At 70.5% G+C, this 7,543-nt stretch carries 8 protein-coding genes; 6 read left to right on the forward strand and 2 right to left on the reverse strand.

The window, feature by feature from the left end:
- Positions 1 to 520: murein hydrolase activator EnvC family protein (locus tag CH341_RS25655; protein WP_146604623.1), on the forward strand; the 520-nt coding region annotated here is incomplete at its 5' end.
- Positions 521 to 598: 78 nt separating this feature from the next.
- Here CH341_RS25655 and CH341_RS25660 read toward each other — a convergent pair.
- Positions 599 to 1,501 (reverse strand): ATP-binding protein, encoded by a 903-nt coding sequence (locus CH341_RS25660; RefSeq protein ID WP_111421811.1) that lies wholly within the window; start codon positions 1,499 to 1,501, stop codon positions 599 to 601.
- 234 nt (positions 1,502 to 1,735) lie between these two features.
- On the opposite strand from CH341_RS25660, the gene yajC reads away from it, so the two are divergent.
- From yajC to CH341_RS25685, 5 genes are all read left to right on the forward strand, one after another.
- The gene (yajC, locus tag CH341_RS25665) at positions 1,736 to 2,080 is read left to right on the forward strand and encodes a preprotein translocase subunit YajC (protein WP_111421812.1); all 345 of its coding nucleotides are present in this window, start codon (positions 1,736 to 1,738) and stop codon (positions 2,078 to 2,080) included.
- Positions 2,081 to 2,143: 63 nt separating this feature from the next.
- The gene (gene secD, locus CH341_RS25670; protein ID WP_111421813.1) at positions 2,144 to 3,751 is read left to right on the forward strand and encodes a protein translocase subunit SecD; all 1,608 of its coding nucleotides are present in this window, start codon (positions 2,144 to 2,146) and stop codon (positions 3,749 to 3,751) included.
- Between the two features lie 39 nt (positions 3,752 to 3,790).
- Complete coding sequence (gene secF / locus CH341_RS25675; RefSeq protein WP_111421814.1) at positions 3,791 to 4,753, forward strand: protein translocase subunit SecF; 963 nt, start codon at positions 3,791 to 3,793, stop codon at positions 4,751 to 4,753.
- Positions 4,754 to 4,760: 7 nt separating this feature from the next.
- Positions 4,761 to 5,144: an Mth938-like domain-containing protein gene (locus CH341_RS25680; RefSeq protein ID WP_111421815.1), complete on the forward strand. Its 384-nt coding sequence runs from the start codon at positions 4,761 to 4,763 to the stop codon at positions 5,142 to 5,144.
- A 63-nt stretch (positions 5,145 to 5,207) separates the two neighbouring features.
- On the forward strand, positions 5,208 to 6,050 hold the full coding sequence (locus CH341_RS25685; protein ID WP_111421816.1) for a phytoene/squalene synthase family protein: 843 nt from the start codon (positions 5,208 to 5,210) through the stop codon (positions 6,048 to 6,050).
- Positions 6,051 to 6,070: 20 nt separating this feature from the next.
- Here the strand turns inward: CH341_RS25685 and trmFO are convergent, their stop codons facing one another.
- On the reverse strand, positions 6,071 to 7,489 hold the full coding sequence (gene trmFO, locus CH341_RS25690) for a methylenetetrahydrofolate--tRNA-(uracil(54)-C(5))-methyltransferase (FADH(2)-oxidizing) TrmFO (protein WP_111421817.1): 1,419 nt from the start codon (positions 7,487 to 7,489) through the stop codon (positions 6,071 to 6,073).
- Positions 7,490 to 7,543 lie beyond the last annotated feature (54 nt).

Here is a 7,543-nt window from a genome sequence, read left to right on the forward strand (position 1 = left end):
CGCCCCGCCGGCTCCCGCGCCGGCCCCGGCCCAGACCACCACCAAGCTCGCCTCGCTCGAGCCGCCGGCGACCGCCTCGGTCCACCGCACCACCGTCGCCGACCCGCCGGCCGACGAGGAGCGGGCCGACCGCAACGCCGCCGGGCTCGCCTTCCGCTGGCCCGTGAAAGGGCGCGTCATCACCACGTTCGGCAAGGCCAACGGCCAGCAGAACGACGGCATCAATCTCGCCGTGCCGGAGGGGACCGCCGTGCGGGCCGCCGAGGACGGCGTCGTCGCCTATGCGGGCAGCGAGCTGAAGGGCTACGGGAACCTCGTGCTGGTGCGTCACGCCAACGGCTTCGTCACCGCCTACGCCCACAACAGCGAGCTGATGGTGAAGCGCAACGACCAGGTCCGCCGCGGCCAGGTGATCGCCAAGTCGGGCCAGAGCGGCACCGTGTCGTCGCCGCAGCTCCACTTCGAGATCCGCAAGGGCTCGGCGCCGGTCGATCCGATGCAGCATCTGCCCGGCGCGTGAGGCGCCGACCCGATCGCCACCGTCTGCTTCGTATGGCCGGGCTCGTCCCGGCCATCGACGTTTCAGGCCTTACGGAAACTAGGTCTCGCTCAGCCTCACCCCGAGGCGGCCGGCCAGATCCTGGATGAATTGCCAGGCGACGCGGCCGGAGCGCGAGCCGCGGGTGGTCGACCATTCCAGCGCCTCGCGGCGCAGCGCGTCGGCGTCGATCGGGATGCCGTGGTGCTCCACGTAGCCCTGCACCATCGCCAGGTACTCGTCCTGGCTGCAGCGGTGGAAGCCGAGCCACAGGCCGAAGCGGTCCGACAGCGACACCTTCTCCTCGATCGCCTCGCCCGGATTGATCGCCGTGGCGCGCTCGTTCTCCATCATGTCGCGCGGCAGCAGGTGCCGGCGGTTGGAGGTCGCGTACAGGATCACGTTCTCGGGCCGGCCCTCGATGCCGCCCTCCAGCACCGCCTTGAGCGACTTGTAGGAGGTGTCGGCGGCGTCGAAGGAGAGATCGTCGCAGAACACCACGAAGCGGCAGTCGGAGGCCCGCAACAGGCCCATCAGCTCGGGCAGGCTCTCGATGTCCTCGCGATGGATCTCGATCAGCTTGAGGGTGCCGGCCTTGTCGCCGAGCCGGACGTTCACGCCGGCATGCACGGCCTTGACCAGGGACGACTTGCCCATGCCGCGGGCGCCCCAGAGGAGGGCGTTGTTGGCCGGCAGGCCGCGAGCGAAGCGCTCGGTATTGGCGAGGAGCTGGTCGCGAACGCTGTCGATGCCGCACAGGAGCGACATGTCCACCCGGTTGACGTGCGGCACCGGAACCAGCCGATGCCCCTCGGGCTGCCAGATATAGGCGTCGGCGACGCCGAAATCGGGAACGGCCGGGGCGGGCGGCGCCAGCCGCTCGAGGGCGGCCGCGATCCGCTCCATGAGCGCGTCCTGGTGGGCGGGTGAGGCGGCGAGGGGGCTTTTGGTGGGCTGATGCATGGCTTCCGGCTCCGGGGGGTTCCCCATACCGGGGGCCGGCCCGCGCCGCAAGGCGCCACAGCGCAGGCTCTGCGCCGGTTGCAGAGCTCGCCCAACCGCCTGCCGCGACACGCCGTCCCGGCGGGCGGCGTTGCAATCAGCCCGTCCACCGGTATAGTCCCGGCGGTTTTTTCGCCCCGGCCCGCGCCGAAGACCGGGCCCGCCGGGCTATCCCGCCTTCAAGGAGCAAAGTCGATGTTCGTGACGCCCGCCTACGCCCAGGCTTCCGCAGCCTCGAGCGGCACCGAGATGATGATGTCGCTCCTGCCCTTCGTTCTCATCTTCGTCATCATGTATTTCCTGATCCTGCGGCCGCAGCAGCGCCGCGCCAAGCAGCACCAGGAGATGATTAAGAACGTCCGCCGCGGCGACAGCGTCATCACCTCGGGCGGCATCGTCGCCAAGGTGACCAAGGTGATCGACGACAACGAGATCGAGATCGAGCTTGCGGACGGGGTGCGGGCACGCCAGATCCGCAGCATGGTCGCCGAGGTGCGGGCCAAGGGCGAGCCCGTGAAGGACGAGGCCGCCAAGGGCTGATCTGCCCTGAGAGTGACGTGACAGGCCGCGCCGTCGGCGCGCCGATCGGGAACGGACGACCCCATGCTTTATTTCTCGCGGTGGAAGGCGGCAGGCGTGCTCGCCGTGGCACTGCTGGTGATGCTCTGCGCCGTGCCGAACTTCTTCCCCGACAAGGTGGTCGAGAGCTGGCCCAAATGGGCGCAGCGCCATCTCGTTCTCGGTCTCGACCTGCAGGGCGGCTCGCACATCCTCCTCGAGGTCGATTCGAACGCGGTGCGCCGCGAGAAGGTCGAGAACCTGCGCGACGACGTCCGGCGCGTCCTGCGTGACGCCCGCATCGGCTATGTCGGCCTCACCGCCCGGGGCGACACGGTCGAGGTGCGCATCCGCGAAGGTGCCGACGCGACTCAGGCGCTCACCAAGCTGCGCGAGCTGTCGCAGCCGCTCGGCGGCCTGCTCGGCAACACCGGCCAGCGCTCGGTCGACGTCTCCGACCAGGGCAACGGCGTGATCCGGCTGACCGTCACCCAGGCGGCCATGACCGAGCGCATCCGCCAGTCGGTCGAGCAGTCGATCCAGATCATCGAGCGTCGCGTCAACGAGCTCGGCACGGTCGAGCCGTCGATCCAGCGCCAGGGCGTCGACCGCATCCTGGTCCAGGTGCCGGGCCTGCAGGATCCCTCCCGCCTGAAGGCGCTGCTCGGGACCACGGCCAAGCTGACCTTCCGGCTGGTCGACATGAACAACAGCGCCGCCGAGGCGGCGCAGTCGGGCCGGGTGCCGCCCGACGACGAGCTCCTCTACGAGGGCCGCGGCGGCCAGCGCACGCCGATCCTGGTCGAGAAGCGCATCATGGTGTCGGGCGAGGATCTCACCGACGCCCAGCCCGGCTTCGACAGCCGCACCAGCGAGCCGATCGTCTCGTTCCGCTTCAACACCACGGGGGGCCGCCGCTTCGCCCAGGTGACACAGGAGAATGTCGGCCGGCCGTTCGCCATCGTGCTCGACAACGAGGTGATCTCGGCGCCGGTCATCCGCGAGCCGATCCTCGGCGGCTCCGGCCAGATCTCCGGCAACTTCACGGTCCAGAGCGCCAACGACCTCGCGATCCTGCTGCGGGCCGGCGCGCTGCCGGCGCCGCTCACCATCATCGAGGAGCGGACCGTCGGTCCCGGCCTCGGCCAGGACTCGATCGAGCGCGGCAAGCTCGCGGCCTATCTGGGCGGCGGCCTGGTGATCGTCTTCATGTTCGCCACCTACGGCCTGTTCGGCCTGTTCGCCAACATCGCCGTGATGGTCAACGTGGCGATGATCTTCGGCGTCCTGTCGCTGCTCAACGCGACGTTGACGCTGCCCGGCATCGCCGGCATCGTGCTCACCGTCGGCATCGCGGTCGACTCGAACGTGCTGATCTACGAGCGCATCCGCGAGGAGGTGCGGGCCGGACGATCGGCCATCATGGCGATCGACGCGGGCTTCTCGCGCGCACTCGCGACGATCCTCGATTCCAACGTCACCACCTTCATCGCCGCGGCGGTGCTGTTCTTCATCGGAACCGGTGCGGTGCGCGGCTTCGCCGTCACGCTCGGGATCGGGATCCTGACGACCCTGTTCACCGCGTTCACGCTCACGCGCCTGATCGTCGCCGTGTGGGTCCGGGCGCGTCGCCCCCAGACCGTGCCGATGTGACGGCCCGAGCCGCAACGAAACCGACGAGAGCCATCAACCGTGCGCCTCCTCCGCATCGTCCCGGACGACACGAATTTCGACTTCATCCGCTTCCGGCGGATCAGCTTCCCGATCTCGGGGGTGCTGTCGATCGTGGCGATCCTGCTGTACTTCTTCCACGGCCTGAACTTCGGCATCGACTTCCGGGGCGGCACCCTCATGGAGGTGCAGGCCAAGTCGGGCACGGCCGAGCTCGCGCAGATGCGCCAGACGCTCGCCGGCCTCGAGCTCGGCGAGTTCCAGCTTCAGCAGTTCGGCTCGCCCGCCGACGTGCTGATCCGCATCGCCCAGCAGCCGGGCGGAGACGAGGCCCAGCAGGCGGCGGTCCGCAAGGTGCGTGAGTCGCTGGGCGACAGCGTCGACTATCGCCGCGTCGAGGTGGTCGGCCCGCGCGTCTCCGGCGAGCTGCTCGCGATGGGGACGATCGGCATCTTCTTCGCCATCCTCGGCATCCTGATCTATCTCTGGTTCCGGTTCGAATGGCAGTTCGCGCTCGGCGCCATGATCGCCAACATGCACGACATCGTGCTCACCATCGGCTTCATGTCGATCACCCAGGTCGACTTCGATCTGACCTCGATCGCGGCGCTGCTGACGATTCTCGGCTACTCGCTCAACGACACCGTCGTCATCTACGACCGCATCCGCGAGATGCTGCGGCGCTACAAGAAGATGCCGATGGAGGAGCTGCTCAACCACTCGATCAACTCGACGCTGTCGCGCTCCGTCATCACCCACGTCACCGTGTCGCTGGCGCTGTTCGCGCTGCTGATCTACGGCGGCCAGGCGATCCACAGCTTCACCGCCGTGATGATGTTCGGCGTGGTGCTGGTCGGCACCTACACGTCGATCTTCATCGCCTCGCCGATCCTGCTCTATCTCGGCGTCGGCCAGACGCGGCGCGAGGCGGAGGCCGAGGCGGCCTCGTCGCGGGCGACCCCTCCCGCCAAGGCGAAGGCCTGACCGGACGGTGGCGCTCGATCGTGCGAGCCCGCACCTGCCGCGGCCGGCGCTGATCGATTCCTACGGGGACGGCGGCTTCCGGCTCGGCAACCTGTCGCACCGCGGGGCGATCGTCTGCCTGCCGGACGGGGTATGGGCGGCCGCGCTGACCGCCCCCGACCAGATCGGCGACGCCGAGCTCACGCTGGTGCTGGGCAGCACGCCGGCGGTCGAGCACCTGCTCATCGGGACGGGGGCGCAGCCCTGGACGATCCCCGAGTCTCTGCGGACCCGTTTGCGCGAGAACGGTATCGTGACCGAGAGCATGACCACGGGCGCCGCCGTGCGGACCTGGAACATGCTTCTCGTGGAGCGCCGCAGGGTCGGGGCGATTCTTCTGCCGATGCGTTAGGCCGGGAGGTCTCAACGGCCTCGTGGACCGCGCGATGCGAGCGGCCGGAACAGCGTGAGTGCGATGAGCCAGGACTCCTACGCCCATTGCGAGGCGCTGGTGCGCGCGCAGGACCGCGACCGCTTTCTCGCGGCGCTGTTCGCGCCGGCGCCGTTGCGGCCGCATCTGTTCGCGCTCTACGCCTTCAACGCCGAGGTGGCGCGGGTGCGGGACGCCGCGAAGACCCCGATGGCCGGCGAGATCCGGCTGCAGTGGTGGCACGACGCGATCGTCGGGCAGGGGCACGGCGAGGTCCGCGCCAACCCGGTCGCCGACGCGTTGCTCGACACCGTCGCGGCGCGCGGCCTGCCGGTCGAGCCGCTGCTGGCGCTCCTGGAGGCGCGCAGCTTCGACCTCTACGACGACCCCATGGCGAGCCTCGATGCGCTCTACGGCTACGTCCGGAAAACCTCCGCGGCGACGATCGCGCTCTCGGCCCACGTCCTGGCCGGCCCGGACCCGGTGGCCGCGGCGCTTGCCGGCGCGGCCGGACTCGGTTGGGGGCTGGCGCGGATTCTCCAGGCGTTTCCGGCCCACGCGGCGCGCGGGCAGGTCTATCTGCCGGCCGATCTGCTGCGGGCCAACGGCGTCGATCCGGCCGACATTTTGGCGCGACGCGCCAGTTCCGGGCTGTCCGCCGTGCTGGCCGATCTCCGGGCTCGGGCGCGGCTGGAGCTCGCCGAGGCCGAGCGGGCCCGGCCCATGATCCCGGATGCCGCCCGACCCGCCGTCCTGCCGGCGGCGCTGGCCGGCCCGCTGCTCGATCGGCTCGACCGCGCCCAGGCCGCGGACCCGTATGCGGCGGTCGACTTGCCGCCCTGGCGGCGCCCGTGGTTCCTGTGGCGCGCCGCCCGAACGACGCGCTGACCGGCCGACACCGGAGGGCGCTACTCCGCCGCCGCGGACGCAGCGCCGCGCCACACGTCGAGGTTGGCGAGGGCGCGGGCCGACAGCGCCTGCTTGCGGGCCATCGTCTTGGCGGTGCCGCGCAGGCGGCCGCCGCCCGGGAGCTTCACCACGGACCGGGTCAGCGGCGGAAACAGGCCGAAATTCACGTTCATGGGCTGGAAGGAGCGCGGCCCGGCGTCGATGGTCGCGTAGTCGGCGCCCAGGTGGCCGCCCGTGATGTGGCCGAGCAGCGCCCCGTGCGCCGTCGTCGGCGGCGGCGGCGAGGCCGGCTCGCCATGCCGCTCGGCGGCGGCGAACAGCCCGGCCAGCAGGCCGACCGCGGCGGATTCGACATACCCCTCGCAACCCGTGATCTGCCCGGCGAAGCGCAGCCGCGGCATCGCCTTCAGGCGCAGCGTCGGGTCGAGCAGCCGCGGGGCATCCAGGAAGGTGTTCCGGTGGATGCCGCCGAGGCGCGCGAACTCGGCCTTCTCCAGGCCGGGAATCGTCCGGAACACACGCACTTGCTCGGCGTGCTTCATCTTGGTCTGGAAGCCGACCATGTTGAATAGCGTGCCGAGGCGGTTGTCCTGCCGGAGCTGGACGACGGCATAGGGCCGCTGCTCGGGCCGGTGTGGGTCGGTGAGGCCGACCGGCTTCATCGGCCCCCAGCGCAGCGAGTCGCGGCCGCGCTCGGCCATCACCTCGACGGGCAGGCAGCCGTCGAAATAGGGCGTCGCCGCCTCCCAGTCGTGGAACGCCACCTTCTCGGCGGCGATCAGCGCGTCGACGAAGGCCTCGTACTGATCACGGTCGAGCGGGCAGTTGAGATAGTCGGCGCCCGAGCCGCCCGGGCCGGACTTGTCGTAGCGCGACTGCGCCCAGGCGACCGACATGTCGATCGAGTCGCGGTGGACGATCGGCGCGATGGCGTCGAAGAAGGCCAGCGCCTTTTCGCCCGTGATATTGCGCACCGCCTCGGCCATCGCGGCCGAGGTCAGCGGACCGGTCGCGACGATGACGTTGTCCCAGTCGTCGGGCGGCAGGCCGTCGATCTCCTCGCGGTAAATCTCGATCAGCGGGTGGCCTTCGAGGGCCGCCGTGACGGCCGCCGAGAACGCGTCGCGATCGACCGCCAGCGCGCCGCCGGCCGGCACCTGGTTGGCGTCCGCGGCCCGCATGACCAGCGAGCCGAGCCGCCGCATCTCGGCGTGCAGGAGGCCGACCGCATTGGTGGCGGCATCGTCCGAGCGGAACGAGTTGGAGCAGACGAGCTCGGCGAGCCCCTCGGTCTTGTGGGCCGCGGTGGCGCGCACCGGCCGCATCTCGTGGATGACGACGGGGACGCCGCGGGCGGCGATCTGCCAGGCCGCCTCGCTGCCGGCGAGGCCGCCGCCGATGACATGGATGGGCTGCATTGGAACCGCTCGTCAGGCCGCCCGCGGGCGGCGTCCGGTCCGATATAGGGGAGG

The organism is Rhodoplanes roseus, assembly GCF_003258865.1.
GTDB lineage: Bacteria > Pseudomonadota > Alphaproteobacteria > Rhizobiales > Xanthobacteraceae > Rhodoplanes > Rhodoplanes roseus.

Coding starts and splice junctions, on each gene's coding strand:
- trmFO (WP_111421817.1), bottom strand. CDS start 7,489: ATGCAGCCCATCCATGTCATCGGCGGCGGCCTCGCCGGCAGCGAGGCG.
- secD (WP_111421813.1), top strand. CDS start 2,144: ATGCTTTATTTCTCGCGGTGGAAGGCGGCAGGCGTGCTCGCCGTGGCA.
- CH341_RS25660 (WP_111421811.1), bottom strand. CDS start 1,501: ATGCATCAGCCCACCAAAAGCCCCCTCGCCGCCTCACCCGCCCACCAG.
- yajC (WP_111421812.1), top strand. CDS start 1,736: ATGTTCGTGACGCCCGCCTACGCCCAGGCTTCCGCAGCCTCGAGCGGC.
- CH341_RS25685 (WP_111421816.1), top strand. CDS start 5,208: ATGAGCCAGGACTCCTACGCCCATTGCGAGGCGCTGGTGCGCGCGCAG.